Raw genomic sequence first — 16,597 nt, 5'->3', positions numbered from 1 at the left:
CGTCACCGTCACATTTCCTCAGCTTTCAAAAAAATTCGTTCTGGCGTGATCCACACCTGTGCATGACTTCCACATAGTTTTCCACAGAATGTGGACCAGTGCCGACTCAGCCCAGTGAATCTCCACACTCGTGGATAAGCTTGTGGAAAACTACATGGGTGTGACTTGTGGATGAGCCTTGATGACGCGAACGCGAACGGCGATGAATTTCGGGCGAGCGTGACGTGAAACATGCGGATCCCGTTTGACCGGTTCGATTCCGCCTCGCTAAGATGGAGTGTCCTGTGTACCGGGCTTCATCCGATTATCCTGATTATCTTTTGGCTCTTATGCACAGGAGTGCTCGGCGGTCGAGACTCGTACCGCCGTTTTTTGTGAGAACGCACCGGCGTTCACCCGCAACCTAGAAATCGGAGACTGAAGTGAGCAAGCGTACATTCCAGCCCAATAACCGTAAGCGCGCCAAGAAGCACGGCTTCCGTCTGCGTATGCGCACCCGCGCGGCCGCTCGATCCTGGCTGCACGTCGTCGCAAGGGACGTTCCGACATTTCGGCCTGAGCATGCTTGACGCGGCACATCGGATCCGCAGCGGCGAAGACTTCAGACGAATCTTCAGAGCCGGGGTCCGGGTGCGCACAGAGCATCTCATGGCGCACAGCCTGAGAGACACCGATGATACCCACGCTGCACGCGTGGGTTTCATCGTATCCAAGGCCGTCGGAAATGCCGTGGTGCGCAACCGCACCAAACGCCGCCTGCGCGAGATCATGCGTGCGCGGCTCGGTGAGCTGAGAGCAGGAGATCTGTTCGTCATCCGGGCGCTGCCGCATGCCGCACAGGCCGACTTCGCCGTTCTATCCGCCGAGGTCGACGAGCTGCTGGTCAAGGCAGAGAAGAAGCTGGAACGTCGTGGACGCCGAGCATGATCTGAAGCATGCCTCCGAGGTGCCCCGCCGGCCGGCAGGTTTCTGGCCGACACTCGGCTGGATCGTCCTGATCGGACCGAGGATGCCGTTCGTCTGGTTCATCCGCGCCTATCGGATCGTGATCTCACCTCTCTACGGCCAAGTGTGTCGCTACTATCCCAGCTGCTCCATGTACGGTCTCGAGGCGTTCGAGATACACGGAGTTCTCAAGGGCGTGGTGTTAACTGGGTGGCGAATACTGCGCTGCAATCCGTGGTCGCACGGAGGTGTCGACCATGTGCCGGGCTCGGCGCGGGAGGCCAGGTCGAAGACCATCCACCGCGGTCAGGCAGACACCTGAACATATTGAACTTGCAGTCCGCGCACGAGCGTGAAGATGCGGACTGCCTCGGGGCACACGTCGTGTCGCGCAGACCTGTGAACAATGGCAAAATGAACTTCGCGCAAGAATCGGTGTAACGAGGAGAACTGAATGGACTGGATGGACAAGCTGCTCTACCCGCTGCAGTGGGTGGTTGCTTGGATCCTCGCGATCTTCCACGAGATCTTCACCGCAATCGGTCTCCAAGCCGACAGCGGTTGGACCTGGGTGCTCTCGATCGCCGGACTGACCGTGGTCATCCGTGCTCTCCTCATCCCTCTCTTCGTCTACCAGATCAAGTCGCAGCGCAAGATGCAGCTGCTGCAGCCGGAGATCCAGCGCCTGCAGGCGAAGTACAAGGGCAAGAAGGACCAATACTCCCGCCAGGCCATGGCCGAAGAGCAGATGGCGCTGTTCCGCGACAACAAGACGAGCCCGTGGGCATCGTGTCTGCCGCTGCTCGTGCAGATGCCGATCTTCTTCTCGCTCTTCCGCGTCATCCACAACATGCCGAAAGTCGCTTCCGGTGACGTCGGAGCCATCGGCGGTTTCACACAGCAGCTGGCGATCCAGGCCGAGCAGTCCTCGATCTTCGGCATCAGCCTTTCGGCGGTCTTCACCGACCCGGGCTTTGCGGTCAAGCTGCTGACAGGTGTCCTCATCGTCATCATGGCCGCCACCATGTTCATCACGCAGAAGCAGATGATGGCGAAGAACATGTCGGAGTCGGCAATGGCCAACCCGATGATGCAGTCGCAGAAGATGCTGCTCTACGTGATGCCTCTCGTCTTCGGCATCGGCGGAATCTACTTCCCGCTCGGTGTCCTCATCTACTGGCTGGTCTCGAACACCTGGACGATGGCCCAGCAGCACATGGTCATCCGCAATATGCCCGCTCCCGGCTCGAAGGCCGAGAAGGAGATGCTTGAGCGCAAGGCTCGCAAGGGCAAGACTGTGAAGCAGGACGAGCTCAAGGGATCGACCGTCACCGAGGAGGCCCCGAAGAAGAGCGGCCAGCGGCAGCAACCCGTGAGCAAGAACCGTAAAAAGAACAAGAAGCGCTGAGGACAGACATGACCGAAGAGAAGATCGACGAGACCTCCGAACAGACACGGGAAGAGACTCCGGAGGAGACCTCGCCGAAGCAGAGCCGCGCCGAACTCCTCGAAGAAGAGGGCGAGATCGCCGCGGACTACCTCGAAGAGCTGATGGATCTGGCCGATATCGACGGCGATATCGATATTGATGTCGCCGACGGCCGTGCACAGCTGTCCATCGTCTGCGAAGACGACGAGGACTCCAACCTGGGCACCCTGGTCGGCCGTGAGGGCCGCACCCTCGGTGCGCTTCAGGAACTCAGTCGTCTGGCGGTGCAGACTCAGACCGGTCAGCGGTCGTGGCTGATGCTTGATATCGACGGTTTCCGGAACAGCCGTCGAGAAGAGCTGATCAAGAAGGCCAAGCGCGCGATTGCCGAAGTCAAGGACGGCGGCGAGGAGTTCGCGTTCAAGCCGATGAACAGCTTCGAGCGCAAGATCATCCATGACCAAGCTGCACGCGCCGGTCTGGCCTCGCAGTCCGAGGGTGAGGGCGACGGTCGTCATGTCGTCATCCGGCTCGCCGATGACTGATCAGCCTGAGCACGACACCGACCTCTCGAACGAGTCGACGGCAGCGGAGATGGAGACGCCTCCGGCCGGCACCGAAGAGTACTTCGGTGCGGCTTATCCTGCCGCGCAGCGGTATGCCGAACACCTGGCCACCACCGGAATAGAGTGGGGTCTCATCGGACCGCGCGAGGTCGATCGACTGTGGACCCGGCACATCCTCAACTGCGCTGTGGTTGCCGAACACATCAATGAGAATGATGTCGTCGGTGATGTCGGCAGCGGCGCCGGGCTGCCGGGTATTCCGATCGCACTGATGCGCCCCGAGGCGAAGATCGTACTCATCGAACCGATGGAGCGCCGCGTCGAATGGCTGAACATGGTCGTCGACGATCTGGGCCTGAAGAATGTGCGAATCGTGCGTGCACGCGTCGAGGAACTCGTCGACGAGGAGATGTTCACGGTCATCACCGCACGCGCGGTCAAGGCGATGACGACTCTCATCGAATGGACCCGCGAGGTGATCAGCCCCGGGGGCCGGATCCTCGCCCTCAAGGGAGCTTCAGTCGAAGGCGAGCTGGTCAAGGCGAAGAAACTGATCAAGCGATATCGACTGTCCCAACCTCAGATCCACGTCGTCGATGGCGGCGGCATCCTCGAGGTCCCGAGTCGTGTCGTCGAGATCGTCAAGAAATAGTACGAAGTAGAGTTGGTCTAGGCTGGATCAGAGCCTTGTGAAACCGATGGATGATGGAGTGCGCCCTATGCCGATCATGGATGAGTCGTCTCCCATTGGTGCCGCGATTGCACGGGACAACCGGCGTGCGGATCGACTGTCGCAGACAACCTTTCCACGGCCGGACTCGACCCGTATCTTTACGATCGCGAACCAGAAGGGTGGCGTCGGAAAGACCACGACGGCGGTGAACATCGCAGCTGCCCTGGCCAATCAGGGGCTCAACGTCCTGCTCATCGACATCGATCCGCAGGGAAACGCGAGCACCGCCCTGGGGATCGATCACTATTCCGAGGTCACGAGCATCTACGACGTCCTCATCGATGACGTTCCGATGCGCGAGGCTGTGGCGCAGTGTCCGGACTTCGACACTCTCAAGTGCGTGCCCGCCACCATCGATCTTGCCGGCGCGGAGATCGAACTCGTGTCACTCGTCGCGCGTGAACAGCGACTGCAGCGTGCCTTGGGCATCTACCTCAAGGAGGAGGAAGCAGCGGGAGATCGCGTCGACTACATCATCATCGACTGCCCGCCCAGCCTCGGTCTGCTGACGGTGAACGCATTCGTGGCCGCTCGCGAAGTCCTCATCCCGATCCAGTGTGAATACTATGCACTCGAGGGCCTCAGCCAGCTGCTGAAGAACATCCAGCTCATCCAGAAGCACCTCAATCCCGAATTGGCGATCACGACGATTCTGCTGACGATGTATGACGGACGGACGAACCTCAGTGCTCAGGTCGCTGAGGATGTGCGCACTCACTTCCCGGAGCAGGTCCTCGGTACTGCCATTCCGCGTTCGGTGAGGATTTCCGAAGCACCGAGCTATGGCCAGACCGTGATCTCATATGACCCACATTCCAGCGGTGCCCTGTCCTATCGGGAAGCCGCCGAAGAAATTGCGAATCGAGGAGTAAGTCGTGGTTGAACGCAAAAAGAGGGGCCTGGGGCGCGGGCTCGGAGCATTGATCCCCGACGCGAACTCCAATGATCGTCCGGTCGATGTGTTCTTCTCAGGCGGGAACTCGGAAGACGGCAAACACGAGGGCGAGACGAAGACGTCACGCACCGCGCGCACGGACCCAGCTGCGTCGATGCAGTCCTCCCGACGACGCAAGCCGAAGGCATCCGGGTCAACTCGCTCGACCTCCACGACTTCCGGTGCAGATACCGAGACTGAGGCAGCTGCCTCGAAGACAGCGTCCTCGAAGTCCGGGGCGACAAAATCGGGAACGACCAAGGGTGCGTCGTCCACGTCGGCCAAGACTTCTGCGTCCAAGCCCGCGGGGTCGAAGTCCACCGCCTCTGAATCGACCGCTTCTAAGTCCACTGCCTCTAAGTCGATAGGGACGAAGACGGCGACCTCCAAGACGACGGGAACGAAGGCATCGACGGCGAAGTCGAACGCATCGAAGGCGACTGCACAGAAGCCAACCGGGAGCGGTTCCTCCAGAACTTCTGCTGGCGCTAAATCGACGTCAACTAAGACGAAGGCTGGGTCTTCTGCTCCGCCGCGCTCCCGTCCGTCCTCTGCTTCCCCAGTTGAGAGCACAGAGAAGGCGTCTGCAGCGCCGAAAAGTTCGACGCGGAAGACATCGTCATCCGACTCGGTTTCTGGCCCAGCAACGGGCTCAGGCGAAGTGGAGACTCCAGCAACGGGCTCAGGCGAAGTGGAGACTCCAGCAACGGGCTCAGGCGAAGTGGAGACTCCAGCGGCGAGCTCGTCTGCTGAATCCAGTTCGGCCCAGCTGACCGGCAATGAGTCGGTCGACGTGAGCTCTGACTTCATCAATGACTCTGAGTCCTCAGAGTCCGCCGCAGCCGCGTCGGCCGAGGATGATGTTCGCGAAACGCATCCGGGAGTTTACACGTCGTCTGGTCGAAGCGATGATGACAACGAGGCGGATGAAAGAGACCAGTCCGAACTCAGTGGAGTTGACGAGCAGGCCTCCACTACGACTGTAGTTACATCTAAGTCAATGGATGCTGAAGACGAGAGTCGTCCGGGGGTGACCTCGGGATCAGATACTTCGACAACTTCCGAAACCGATGCGCGGACGAGCACATCAGCCTCATCTGAAGAGTCCGGAGAATCCGAATCGGTGGAGACCGCCGATGAGGCCGATCTCGAGGATTATAACGGCGTCGAGTCGATTCCGGATACCGAATTCGGTGAGATTGACGTCGATCTCATCGATGCGAACCCCAGGCAGCCGCGAACGGTCTTTGATGAAGATCTGCTGGCTGAACTGGTCCACAGCATTCGTGAGATTGGTGTCCTTCAGCCCGTCGTCGTTAGGCAGAAGCCGAGCGACCGCTCGCGCTTCGAGCTCATCATGGGTGAGAGGCGTCTTCGCGCGACGAAAGACGCTGGTCTGTCGACGATTCCGGCAATCATCCGGTATGTCGAAGACACAGACCTCCTCCGTGACGCGCTTCTGGAGAATTTACACCGAGCGGAACTCAATCCACTCGAAGAGGCAGCGGCCTATGGGCAGTTGCTCGAGGACTTCGGATGCACACAGGAAGAACTCTCCGAACGGATTGGACGTTCTCGTCCTCAGATCTCCAATACCCTGCGACTGTTGCGTCTGCCTCCTCTGGTGCAGAGGAGGGTGGCTGCCGGGGTCATTTCGGCCGGTCATGCTCGAGCGATTCTTGGCCTGCGCGATCCCGAACATATGGAAGTGCTAGCACAGCGAATCGTTGCAGAGGGTCTATCCGTCAGGGCATCGGAAGAAGCCGTCGTATTGCTCAACCGAGGTGATTCGATCAATGTTTCACGTGCAACGACGAAGGTAGCCCCGGAGTTCCTCGCGGTAGCTGAACGTTTGGGCGATCGTCTCGACACCAAAGTGAACATCTCTGTTGGCAAACGCAAAGGCAAGCTGAGTGTGGAGTTTGCGAATCAAGAGGATCTCGACCGTATTCTCGGTCTGTTGGGAATCTCGCATGAGGACGCACTCTGAACGGAATGCAATAGGTGAAGCTGGGCTTCGGGGTGATTCCCTGAAGCCCGGCTTTTTCTCGCGGACGGTGCCCGAGACAGTGTGTGAGTTTCCATGGAAAAGGCGATGGAACGTCACTACCGATATTCTCCGGGTAGGTCTTCGCTGATCCGCCGACGGCGCCACCGTTTCACGTGAAACGGTCTTAATGCTTGCTGCTGTCCGACTCCTCTCCCACAAAACGATGTCGTTGGAATCATATTCGCCAATTCTGGCCAACACACTCGGAATACTGAGGAGATTGGCAATATGAACGTCAATAGCGGTGGTTTCTACGTCCATTAGGTGAGGGCTCGCTCGATGCGAAGCTCCACTGTCAATATGCGTGGTTAGCGGACGGCCCTCCCCCGTAGGAGTGGGTAGAGTGTCTGTATCCGCCTCAATGCTGGTTTTGTCGGAGGATTCCGTTACCTTAGGACTTGTTTCACGTGAAACAGGAGAGTCGGATCGGTAGTCGGAACTTCGACTGGAGCGGCAATATTCCGGTTTGAAACGAGTAGGAGTACTTGGTGGAGCTTAGGCCTGAGCCCGGGAATTCGTCGCTGTTTAACGTGAAACGCGCCGCGGTCACTGCTATGCAGTAGGGGCTTGCAGTTCCGAACACATGTCAACCCCTGCAGAAGCTGCTTACACCGAAACGGGGCACGTTCATGCTGGTGTGCCGAGGTCGTTCTCTGCTGGCATGCCTGACATGCCCATGTTTCACGTGAACCGTTGTTGCGTTGCGTAGGCAGTGGTGATTGCGTCCGCGATGCCCTAACCGGACTACTAACAGGGCAGCGAATCGCACGACACGCTCCGCGTCCAGGTGGTTAGCGATTTCGGATACTCAGCCCTCGACTTTTCCTTATTGAGAATGGTTCACCCACAATTCCGACGCTAAAGAAGGGCTTCTAGAGGCCTCGGTCCGCGTCGTTGAGGTCGCGTCCTGCGGCTGGAAGACTGCTAGTCGGCATGGGATAAGAACCGGTATCGTGCTTATGAGTTCAGCCGGATAGCGGATAGTCGTGAGTACAAACTTTATACTGCGTCAAATGTGACCCGGTGATTTTTCTGGGCTAGTCGAATTGGAACGACAAGAGCGTAAGTGGTGTTTCACGTGAAACAAGACTGGATAGGATCGAACTCCTAGATCGGCGTCACTTCTTTGGGCCACATTGGCGACTCGCACGGACTGCTACGGATCAATGCTGCTGTCTGCACTTTAGTGTCAATTCAATGGCTGACTGCAGTTGATCGCTGTCGTAGTGTCCACGGATACTCGTCAAGAGCATCTTTCCTCGGGCCCGAGGTCCACTGCATCCGGTGAGCGTATTTGAAATGACGAACTGATTCCAGGAGGTAGCGACTCAGATGGTGCTTCAGACGTTATCGGCTCATTCAGCGTACTTCGGCACGTGATGAAACAGTCCTGTGGCAAATGTTTCACGTGAAACTGGGTTTTAGTCGAGCAAGCCCAGACGTTTTGTATGTTGATGGGAGACACTTGAAAGAAGCGGTTCTGCGTCGCTATTACGGCGCTTGGGTATTCAGTTCGTCACTGTTGCCGGTGCTACAGTTACTCTGTGTTGCCGGGTCTGTCGTACCAAGTTGTAACGCTTTCGCGGTTTTAACGCCGTCTCGCGTTGTCTGTGGGCTTGGCCTTCGCCATTCGTGGCGAGACGAAGAAATGTTCGTTTTGTCGTTGTCTGGTCTATGATCAGTCCTACTCAGACAAAGTGATGACCACCCGTGGGGTGAGATGCTTTCGATTGTTTTCAAGTAGAGATTCCGTTTCACGTGAAACGTTCTCTGCCGAAGACCGTATCGACGCCGGCTAGTGCAGCCGCCTGACGGGAGAATGCCTGTTCGTTTCGAAAAGAACATATGACATATGCGGGTGGGTTAGGTCGTTTGTCGCTGTCGCCGGCCGGTTAGAGGTGAGGACGTACTCTCTTCTTTCACGCACGGGGCAACTACCGGCACCGGCTGAATCTGGATACCGATGTTCCACGTGAAACGACCCACTCCCCAGGAGAAGGTCGAGGCAATTCCACCGCCGCTTTGCAGCTGAGCGAGAATGCACGCGAGGTCTCTTTGGGTTAGGTGTGAAGCAGAGAGTACTTAACCCCGTATGCGTGTCATCTCGATGTGCCGAGTGAGAGCATATTCGGCTGCGGCTTTCGGTTGCGTTATCAGGTCGCTCATTCGCAGAGATGGCGCTGGATCGGGTGCTGGGCAAGTCCGTGGGCAAGTGCCACCGAGATTGGTTTAGGAGCGCATCGCGGGGTTGTTGTGATTCCATACGGATGCGCTGGTGTCCGCCAGTTCTCTTACGTGGTGTTGGTGCCTTCATTGGCCCTATTAACGCGGAGAGTCCAAATGGTTTCACGTAAAACAAAGCAAATGTACTGGAACTATTCTCTGTCGGTGGTGGTGAGACTGCCACCCCGCCTGTGCGAATGCTCGCTGCGAAAGCGCACGGGGGCGTGGGCGATGGTTTTGAATAGCAGGCTGGCATCAGAGCGGCTCACTTCTCAGCGGAAGCCCAGTTTGGTTCGGGTGATGTGCCTGGTTGAAGTCTGCTTCAGGCGCCGTTTCACGTGAACATATCACGGTGGGCCCGATCGTGCTGGGTACCGGGCCTACGGTGCTGGCTCGCGGGCACATGGTGCTGGGTCGATCTAGTTCGACCCACCCGCTGGGCAGTGGACGGGCGGAACTGCCGGTGGCAGTGGCATGTGTTCTTTCGGAGGTGAATCAACCCGTCCTGGGTGCTTGGAGGGAGTGCCGCGTGTGAGTCTTCAGTCGTCCGTGGTCTGCTCTCAGAGGTTCTAGACCGGCGTGCGAAGAGCCGTGCTCCCGCTCAAGGAACACGGCTCTGCAAAGATGGTCGTAGAAGCTGGCTTACTAGTTCAGTGCTTTGATGGCATCGAGACTGAGAGTGCCGGTCTGAGGATCCTTGTCCTCCACAATGTAGAGGCGCTGGAGTGCAGCGGCTATGCCGTCGGCAATCGCGTCTCGCACGTGCGGATCCTGGAGGTTCTCGAGATCGTCTTGGTTGGTGAGGTAACCGCTGACGACATGCACCTTCGGTGTCTTCAGTCGCTTGAGTGATGACCATGTGCGCGCATGCGTGCGGCAGTCGAGCATTCCGGTCCGTGCGACCAGTTCTCCTTGGATGAGCTCTGCGAGCTTCTGCCCCGTCGGCGAATTCAGGTCCGACTGTCGTTCGTGACCGAAGTAGAAGGTTGCCAGTCCGTTGGCATCCTTGGATCTGCTGACATCCGCGGTGACGGTGATGACCGCAGATGCGCCGAGGGTATCCGCGCGATTGACTTCGACGGCGTCGCCTTCGAGGAGTAGAGCTCCTGCCCCGATGGCTTCCAAACGACCGACAAGGCGGCTTGCGATATCGAGAGTGATCTGACGCTCGAGGGCCGACTGCTCATCTGTCATTGGCAGTGTCTGGAAATCTACAACTGTAGTTGCTGCCTCGATGACGAAGGTGCGGCCGACGAGAGACGTACCCGAAGCCGCCACGCGTGCACGCTCCTGTAGCGCGAAGAGATTGCCGGTGTCCTGGTTGCGGTCGATCGCGTTGAGACCGCGCAGGGTCTGCGGTCCCGTCACACCGTCGACCTTCGTGCCCAAACTCATCTGCAGTTCCTTGACTGCCGTCTCGGTCAGAGACGCGTACTCGGAATCGATACGACCCGGATAGAAGCCGAGGCCGGCTAGCTTGGTCTGGAGGTCGACGACATCATCACCTGTCAGCACTCTGACAGGGTCGAATCGGAGCACGCGGTCGCCCAACTGATATCGAGCCTGCTCCAACGCAGAAAACGTCTCAGGGCCCAACACGCCGTCGCAGAGGATCCCCCGATCCTGCTGGAACTGCCGGACACCCAACTCGAAAGCTCGATCGAAGTCCGCGGTCTCGGTATCACCGACATGGAGCCCCAAACGGGCCATCTGAGCTTTGATATTGGGCAGCATCTCGGAAATGTCGCCGCGCGAATAGCGCGGTAAGTTCGTGTTCGTCAATGCGGTGCCAATCGTCGATGATGCGTTTCGAGGGTCAGTGTTCAGCGGCGCTCAGAAATGCCTAAGGCGCCCGTTGATACTACAACAGGCGCCTTAGAACTCGATCAGATGAAGTCGGAGAGCTCATCCTCGAGAGCGGGCTTCGGACGTGCGCCGATGATGGTCTTGGCGACTTCGCCGTCCTTGAAGACGTACAGCGCCGGAATCGAGGTGATTCCATAGGTGCTTGCGGTCTCGAGATTCTCGTCAGTGTTGACCTTGACCACGTTGAGCTTGTCTCCGTGCTCTTCGGCGATCTGGTCGACGATGGGGCTGACCATACGGCAGGGACCGCACCAAGGAGCCCAGAAATCGACGAGTACGGGCTTGTCGGACTTCAGTACGTTCTCTTCGAACGTGGCATCAGTGACTTCTGTCGACATGAGTAACCTTCCTTCACAACGGATGTCTCTATCAGAACAGTGGAGCTGGGTCTTTCATTCCCGGGCCTATTCGCTCGGCCCGCTGTGCTGTCAAGCGCAGCGATACGAGCGGGCGTTTCGGGATCAGGAAGCGACTGAGGCTTCGGCCACTGCTGCCTCCGCCATGGCGGGCTTTGAAGCAGCTTCGAGGTCACCGAGGTAATGTTCGGCGTCGAGGGCGGCCGAGCAGCCCGAACCGGCAGCAGTGATGGCCTGACGATAGACCGAGTCGATGACGTCGCCTGCTGCGAAGACGCCCTCGACAGACGTCTTCGAGGTGCGACCGTCGACGCTGAGGTACCCGTCGGCGCGCATCTCGAGCTGATCGGCGAACAGGCTTGTGCGCGGGTCGGAACCGATAGCCACGAACATGCCGGTCACCGGCAGTTCTGAGGTCTCCCCAGTGACGGTGTTGCGGATGGTCAGCCCGGTGAGGGAATCTTCACCGTGGACTTCGGCGACCTCGGAGTCGAGGAGGAACTCGAGCTTCTCATCGGCGTTCGCGCGGTCCTGCATGGCCTGCGAAGCACGCATCTCCTGCCGACGGTGGACCAGCGTGACCTTGGACGCGAAGCGGGTGAGGAAGGTGGCCTCCTCGAGTGCGGAGTCGCCGCCGCCGATGACAGCGATGTGCTGATCACGGAAGAAGAATCCGTCACAGGTGGCGCACCAGCTGACTCCGTGCCCGGAGAGCTTCTTTTCGTTGGGCAGTCCGAGCTCGCGGTATGCCGAACCCGTTGCCAGGATCACGGCCTTGGCTGTGTAACGCGACCCAAGAGCGGTCTCGATCTCGTGGGCACCCGGGTTGAGTTTGAGGGTCTCGACATCGTCGTAGATGACCTCGGCACCGAACTTCTCAGCCTGCTCTCGCATGCTCTCCATGAGTTCGGGCCCCTGCACACCGGCGGGGAATCCAGGGAAGTTCTCGACGTCGGTGGTGTTCATCAGTTCGCCGCCTGCGGTCACCGATCCTGCGATGACGACCGGCGAGAGGTTCGCACGGGCCGCGTAGACGGCCGCGGTGTAACCGGCCGGCCCCGATCCGATGATCACCAGTTGAGTATCAGTCATGTGAAAAGTTCCCTGCTTCTATCTGCTGTGCTCAGCGCGCCGCGGAGTGCCGCGCGAAATGACGTTCGTATCTATAACGGTACGGTGCCGCGGACTATTCCGCACCCGCATCCTGTCCGGCATCAGGGTACGAGGAACTGCTGGTCGGTTCAGAAGAACTTCACAGAACTGATGGTGGCCTTATAGCCGCCGTCGGTCTGCGGAAGTTCAGTGACCCAGAGGATGAGCTTGTCCGTCTTGACCTCTTCATCGAACTCCACGGTGACGGCACCGTCGGCATCGAAGACGCCTTCGCCGATGACCTTCGCGTCCTCGGGGTCGTCCCCGTCACGGATCTCGAACTTGCCTCCGGAGTTCCCCGACGCCACCTTCACCTTGCTTATGGTGGACTCGTCCTCGAACTCGAAGAGCAGACCGACACCGGATTTGAGATTGCCGAAGCTCGCCGAGTTGTACCGGTCGGTATTCCATGACCCTTCGGTCTTGGGAATGACGTTCTCGGTTTCACTGTCGTGTTCCGATCCGTCGCCTTCGGGGTCGAGGGATTCGACCGTCTTGATCTTCGGAGGATCGGCTTTCGGAGTCTTCTTCTCTTCCTTCTTCGTCGGCTGCTCGCTCGCTGTGGACGTCTCAGAGACCGGAGTGGACTCCTCGTCTCCCGAGTTGAAGCCGATGATGACGATGCCGAGCACGATTGCGGCAACGACCGCGAGGCCGAGAACCAGCCACAGGAAGGGTTTCCGAGTGGCAGCTGGATCACGCTCGTCGGGACCTGTTCCACCCGAACCGCTGCGTGCACCGCCGGAAGCCGCGCTGCCACCAGCGCCGGTACCCCCTGCCGTGGCCGAGGCAGCTGCGGGTGCGGAGCTCGAAGCCGCTGAACCGGAGGACTTCGCTGCACCGGAGGACTTCGCTGCACCGTTGCCTGCCCCGGCAGAGCCGCCGGCACCGGGCTTGTCGGCTCGGGCATTGGCACCGGTCCCTGCGGCAGCGCCCGCCGCCGAGGCAGCACCGGCAATGCCTGCTGCCGCGGCACCTGCTGTCCCGGCAGCCTTGTTTCGGTTCTTCACAGAACCAGCCTGGGCTGCACCGGTCGAATCGCTGTGCTGTTGGCGCGGTTTCCCGGCCTTGCGCTCAGCAGGGCGCACAGACTCGGAGCCCTCAGCCGCCTCGGCGCGGGACTCACCACCGGTGTTCCGGTTGTCGACTGCACTGCGATCGTCAACGGAGTCCGGGGACAGCCGGCGCATCTCCTTCGGCGGGGCGGCAGCATTGGCTTCCTGCTGACGGGCGGTCGAACTCGCCTCGAAGGCGGCAAGCCGCCTGCGCGCCTCGTCCTCCTTGGCCTTCGCGATCCGACGTTCGCGTTCATACTCGCGTCGCTGATGTTCCCGCTGCTGCTCGTTGGTTTCGAACATACCGCCGAGGAACCAGGACCCGTCGTCCTCATCCTCGTCGTCCATGATCACGCGGGTATCGTTCTCATCACCCTCGTCATCGTTCTCTGGGACGATCTCGAGTGCCTGAGTATCGGGATCCGAATCGTCGTCCCGGCTCATGATCGGGGTCGTGAGGTTCTCGTCGTATTCGTGCTCTGCGTACTCCGAATACTCCGAATACGTCTGCTCCGGCTGCCATTCCTCCCAGTCCTGGGCGGCACTGTCGAGCTGTTCCTTGGCGATCGGGAAGCTCGAAGCTTCGCGCATCTGCATCCGGTCGGCGTACCGGCCGGTGCTGTGTCCGACCACTCCGGCAGCCAACCCCCGAGTGCCGGGACGGGTGATGCCGATACGCACGAGGGCGGCCTGTACCTGATCTTCACTCGCGCTGGCCGAACCGTCAGGACCGGGCCCGATGGTCTTCGAACGAGGTGCGGGCAGGCTGGTGGCTTCATCGAAGCTGCGCGGCGACTGATCGAACAGGTGCTCGTTCTCCGCGACAGGAGCACGATTGACGTAGCGCAGCAGTTCGGGATCCCAGGAGTCGATGTAGCCGAGGACTTCGGCGACCGAACCCGGGCCGGGATCCGAACCCGTGATGATTCCGCTGACGAAATCATCGAGTCTGTCAGGGACTTCGGGGTTGAGCGCCTGCGCCCGGGCGATTCGGGCATTCTCCTTCTCCGCAGGAGGAATGCCGTCGAATGGCTCCTCACCCGGCCAGAACCCGGTCAGAGCCGTGTAGAAGAGCTGAACGAGAGCCAGGGCGTCCCGCCGTGACGCCTTCGTCGGAGTGTAGTCCTTCTGCTCGACGAGCCCGGTGTCCAGCGCCAGTGCCGCATCGATGCCGATGCCCGCGATGACCACCGCACCCTTCGAGGTCAGACCGACCACGCTCGGCCGCAGGAACATATGGAACAGGCCCCGCCTGGCCGAGGTCACGAGGGCCGATCCGACCTCTCCGATGAGCGCGCACGCGGCATCGACGGGCAGCGGCGAACGCGGCAGGATCTGGTTGAATGGCGTCACCGCGATGCGCTTGATGACGATGTAGTCCAGCCCGTTGGAATGACCGACGTCGAGCGTCGGGGCGATTCGCGGGTCGCCGAGGATCGATACGCGGCGGGCGGCTTCGAGGACGTCGTTGGACCCATCGGCATCGGCGACGAGGATGAGCACGGGTTCGTCAAGGATCGCATCGAGTCCGGTGCAGACGGCACCGACCTCGGGCTTTTCGGGAAGCCATCGGCGATCGACGGTCGATACGACATAACGGCCGGCCACCACCATGCCGGGTTCGATATCGATCAGGGCGACCACCTCCGGTGGGGATTGACGGGGCTCAGGCTGTTTTCCTTAGTTTTCCAGCTACCACGCCAATAATCGAATGCAACTCTCTGACTCTGAGCAAATAACAAGCTCCGATGAAGAACAGGAGCATCACGGTGCCGACGACGGCCGTGGTGATGAACGCCTGCCACCGTCCTGCCAAGGCGAAGTCCGGGAAGAAGTAGAGCAGACCGAACCCTGCTCCTCCGGCGACGATCGCTGCGAGGAGGAACTTGAGATGCGAAGTGAGGATCTCCCGCAGATCGATGGCGCCGAGGCGCTTCTTCAGCACCGCGAACGAGATGATCATCGCCATGAGGTACCCGAGGCTCATGACGAGGCCGATGATCGCCACCGTCACCGACTTGGGGAAGATCGTCGCCGAGATCACCGCCAGGGACTGGAAGATGATCTGCGGCAGCTGGATGAGGAACGGAGTCTTCGCGTCCTCGTAGGCGTAGAAGACCCGCTGCGCGAGGTAGTTCGCGCTGAAGGGAATGAGCCCGAAGACCATCGTGATGATGACCAGTCCGATGGCCGTGGCCTGCTCCCGTCCCTCACCGGCGATGATCATTGCGACGGGGGTGGCGAGGACGATGAAGGCCACGGCGGCGAAGGAGTTGACGAAGCCGACCATCCGCACGCCCATCGAGAAGTCGCCGACGACGGCCTCGGTGTCATTGTTCGCTGCGTCCTTGGCCAGGGAGGTGAACAGAGCCGTGGCCAGAGAGACCGCGATGAGGGAATGCGGGAGCATGAAGACGAGGTAGGCGGTCGTATATGCGGCGTTCGAGGCGTTTCCGTCGCCGGGGATCGACGCCCCCGAGGCGACGCGGGAGATGACGAGGAAGCCGATCTGACCGATGAGCATGGCCGAGAACGTCCAGAACGCGACCTTTCCGGCCGTGCCGAGACCGACCCCGCGGAACCCGAAGGTCGGCTTGTACTTGAAGCCGATCCGCTTGAGCGGCCAGATGAGGATGAGGGCCTGTGCCGCGACGCCGAGGGTGGCCGTGCCCGCGATGAGGGCGATCTTGTCCGGGGACCAGGTGTCGAGATCGTGCGGTGAGGCGTTGTTCGTGCCGAAGATGAGGATGAAAGCGGCGAGACCGGCGATCGCGACGACGTTGTTGAGCACGGGTGCCCACATATAGGGGCCGAACGACGATTTCGCATTGAGCACTTGGCCGAGCAGCGTATAGAGACCGTAGAAGAACAGCTGCGGCAGACACCAGAATGCGAAGGCGGTGGCCAGCGCCATCTGCTCATCGCTCCACCCCGACGAGTAGAGCCAGACCAGCAGCGGAGCCGCGGCGGTGGCGATGATGCTCACGCCCGCGAGGAGCAGGAAAGACAGCGTCAGCAGCCGATTCGTGAAGTCGGTACCGCCGTCCTCTCGTTTGGAGGCACGCACGATCTGCGGGACGAGCACAGCATTGACCACGCCGCCTGCCAGCAGCATGTAGAGCGTGTTCGGCACCTTGTTCGCAATGTCGAAGGCATCGGCCTGAACTGCGGTGACGCCGATCGCGGTGGCCAGCATCGAGGCTTTGACGAAGCCGAGCACACGCGAGGTCATGGTGCCGGCGGTCATTATCGCCGAGGACCGGGCCAGGGATGAGAAGCTGGACACGC

At 60.0% G+C, this 16,597-nt stretch carries 13 protein-coding genes and 1 pseudogene; 8 read left to right on the top strand and 6 right to left on the bottom strand.

What is annotated here, in order from left to right; all coding sequences use genetic code 11:
• The first annotated feature begins 422 nt into the window (after positions 1-422).
• From rpmH to LJ362_RS16820, 7 genes and pseudogenes are all read left to right on the top strand, one after another.
• Positions 423-559 (top strand): annotated as a pseudogene (rpmH, locus tag LJ362_RS16850) (50S ribosomal protein L34).
• Positions 560-561: 2 nt separating this feature from the next.
• Positions 562-927: a ribonuclease P protein component gene (rnpA, locus tag LJ362_RS16845; RefSeq protein WP_264800150.1), complete on the top strand. Its 366-nt coding sequence runs from the start codon at positions 562-564 to the stop codon at positions 925-927.
• Positions 911-1,267: a membrane protein insertion efficiency factor YidD gene (yidD, locus tag LJ362_RS16840; RefSeq protein WP_264800149.1), complete on the top strand. Its 357-nt coding sequence runs from the start codon at positions 911-913 to the stop codon at positions 1,265-1,267. The genes rnpA and yidD overlap by 17 nt, the downstream gene beginning before the upstream one ends.
• A 132-nt stretch (positions 1,268-1,399) precedes the next feature.
• Positions 1,400-2,353, top strand: a complete 954-nt coding sequence (gene yidC, locus LJ362_RS16835; RefSeq protein WP_101546514.1) for a membrane protein insertase YidC — start codon at positions 1,400-1,402, stop codon at positions 2,351-2,353.
• An 8-nt stretch (positions 2,354-2,361) separates the two neighbouring features.
• Positions 2,362-2,919: a protein jag gene (locus LJ362_RS16830; protein ID WP_264800148.1), complete on the top strand. Its 558-nt coding sequence runs from the start codon at positions 2,362-2,364 to the stop codon at positions 2,917-2,919.
• Positions 2,912-3,592: a 16S rRNA (guanine(527)-N(7))-methyltransferase RsmG gene (rsmG, locus tag LJ362_RS16825; protein ID WP_264800147.1), complete on the top strand. Its 681-nt coding sequence runs from the start codon at positions 2,912-2,914 to the stop codon at positions 3,590-3,592. The genes LJ362_RS16830 and rsmG overlap by 8 nt, the downstream gene beginning before the upstream one ends.
• Before the next feature lie 67 nt (positions 3,593-3,659).
• Positions 3,660-4,556, top strand: a complete 897-nt coding sequence (locus tag LJ362_RS16820; protein ID WP_139467600.1) for a ParA family protein — start codon at positions 3,660-3,662, stop codon at positions 4,554-4,556.
• On the opposite strand, the gene LJ362_RS16815 is transcribed toward LJ362_RS16820, so the two are convergent.
• Positions 4,473-5,417 carry a hypothetical protein gene (locus tag LJ362_RS16815; RefSeq protein WP_264800146.1) on the bottom strand — a complete coding sequence of 315 codons (945 nt, stop codon included), beginning with the start codon at positions 5,415-5,417 and terminating at the stop codon, positions 4,473-4,475. The genes LJ362_RS16820 and LJ362_RS16815 overlap by 84 nt on opposite strands.
• Between LJ362_RS16815 and LJ362_RS16810 the strand changes: the two genes are divergently transcribed.
• Positions 5,401-6,597, top strand: a complete 1,197-nt coding sequence (locus tag LJ362_RS16810; protein WP_264800145.1) for a ParB/RepB/Spo0J family partition protein — start codon at positions 5,401-5,403, stop codon at positions 6,595-6,597. The genes LJ362_RS16815 and LJ362_RS16810 overlap by 17 nt on opposite strands.
• A 2,928-nt stretch (positions 6,598-9,525) precedes the next feature.
• Here LJ362_RS16810 and LJ362_RS16805 read toward each other — a convergent pair.
• The 5 genes from LJ362_RS16805 to murJ all read right to left on the bottom strand — a co-directional run bounded on the left by LJ362_RS16805 (position 9,526) and on the right by murJ (position 16,595).
• The gene (locus LJ362_RS16805; protein ID WP_264800144.1) at positions 9,526-10,614 is read right to left on the bottom strand and encodes an N-acetylmuramoyl-L-alanine amidase; all 1,089 of its coding nucleotides are present in this window, start codon (positions 10,612-10,614) and stop codon (positions 9,526-9,528) included.
• A 152-nt stretch (positions 10,615-10,766) separates the two neighbouring features.
• Positions 10,767-11,084, bottom strand: a complete 318-nt coding sequence (trxA, locus tag LJ362_RS16800; RefSeq protein ID WP_039211718.1) for a thioredoxin — start codon at positions 11,082-11,084, stop codon at positions 10,767-10,769.
• A 123-nt stretch (positions 11,085-11,207) separates the two neighbouring features.
• The gene (gene trxB, locus LJ362_RS16795; RefSeq protein ID WP_181272181.1) at positions 11,208-12,194 is read right to left on the bottom strand and encodes a thioredoxin-disulfide reductase; all 987 of its coding nucleotides are present in this window, start codon (positions 12,192-12,194) and stop codon (positions 11,208-11,210) included.
• Positions 12,195-12,343: 149 nt separating this feature from the next.
• Positions 12,344-14,953: a virulence factor MviN gene (locus LJ362_RS16790; RefSeq protein WP_264800143.1), complete on the bottom strand. Its 2,610-nt coding sequence runs from the start codon at positions 14,951-14,953 to the stop codon at positions 12,344-12,346.
• Between the two features lie 22 nt (positions 14,954-14,975).
• Positions 14,976-16,595, bottom strand: a complete 1,620-nt coding sequence (gene murJ / locus LJ362_RS16785) for a murein biosynthesis integral membrane protein MurJ (RefSeq protein ID WP_264800142.1) — start codon at positions 16,593-16,595, stop codon at positions 14,976-14,978.
• Between the last annotated feature and the right edge of the window lie 2 nt (positions 16,596-16,597).

The organism is Brevibacterium sp. JSBI002, assembly GCF_026013965.1.
In the GTDB taxonomy this organism is placed as follows: domain Bacteria; phylum Actinomycetota; class Actinomycetes; order Actinomycetales; family Brevibacteriaceae; genus Brevibacterium.
This window is presented reverse-complemented; position numbering and strand designations above follow the sequence as displayed.

Bases quoted from the DNA above. Each gene is read 5' to 3' on its own strand.
- rnpA (WP_264800150.1), top strand. From the start codon at position 562: ATGCTTGACGCGGCACATCGGATCCGCAGCGGCGAAGACTTCAGACGA.
- rsmG (WP_264800147.1), top strand. From the start codon at position 2,912: ATGACTGATCAGCCTGAGCACGACACCGACCTCTCGAACGAGTCGACG.
- trxB (WP_181272181.1), bottom strand. From the start codon at position 12,194: ATGACTGATACTCAACTGGTGATCATCGGATCGGGGCCGGCCGGTTAC.
- LJ362_RS16815 (WP_264800146.1), bottom strand. From the start codon at position 5,417: ATGAAGTCAGAGCTCACGTCGACCGACTCATTGCCGGTCAGCTGGGCC.
- LJ362_RS16805 (WP_264800144.1), bottom strand. From the start codon at position 10,614: ATGCTGCCCAATATCAAAGCTCAGATGGCCCGTTTGGGGCTCCATGTC.
- trxA (WP_039211718.1), bottom strand. From the start codon at position 11,084: ATGTCGACAGAAGTCACTGATGCCACGTTCGAAGAGAACGTACTGAAG.
- yidC (WP_101546514.1), top strand. From the start codon at position 1,400: ATGGACTGGATGGACAAGCTGCTCTACCCGCTGCAGTGGGTGGTTGCT.
- LJ362_RS16820 (WP_139467600.1), top strand. From the start codon at position 3,660: ATGCCGATCATGGATGAGTCGTCTCCCATTGGTGCCGCGATTGCACGG.
- LJ362_RS16830 (WP_264800148.1), top strand. From the start codon at position 2,362: ATGACCGAAGAGAAGATCGACGAGACCTCCGAACAGACACGGGAAGAG.